The 511-nt window shown below is 45.2% G+C and carries 1 protein-coding gene; it reads left to right on the top strand.

Features of this window, described 5'->3' with window-relative positions; all coding sequences use genetic code 11:
- A partial coding sequence (locus QTN47_RS27955; RefSeq protein WP_369332767.1) for a hypothetical protein occupies window positions 1-511 on the top strand: 511 nt, incomplete at both ends.

Raw genomic sequence — 511 nt, 5'->3', positions numbered from 1 at the left:
GATCAGCCGTGACAGTGTAAGCAACTGGCTGGTGATTAACAATGACTTCAGGGACAGTATCGTTCAGATAGTGAGAGACAGTACCACAAAATGGTATGTCGATAATAAAACGATCCAGGACAGTGTGTTTATGACGGTGAAGGCCAAAGGTGATTCATTGGCGAGTGACAAGTTTATAGATGTGTTGGCGAGAGACGGTGTGACCAAAGTAGGCGACAGCACTTTATTGAAATATGCCAGGTTGAAACTGAACATGCCTGCCATCGCAGACAGCATCACCAATACGCAAGTATTCCGGGACAGTGTGACACGGATCAGCCGTGACAGTGTAAGCAACTGGCTGGTGATTAACAATGACTTCAGGGATAGTATCGTTCAGATAGTGAGAGACAGTACCACAAAATGGTATGTTGATAATAAAACGATCCAGGACAGTGTGTTTATGACGGTGAAGGCCAAAGGTGATTCATTGGCGAGTGACAAGTTTATAGATGTGTTGGCGAGAGACGGT

This window comes from Danxiaibacter flavus (assembly GCF_041060425.1).
In the GTDB taxonomy this organism is placed as follows: Bacteria; Bacteroidota; Bacteroidia; order Chitinophagales; family Chitinophagaceae; genus Danxiaibacter; species Danxiaibacter flavus.
Note: the sequence above shows the minus strand (reverse complement) of the source record. Positions and strands in the feature narration are given on the sequence as shown.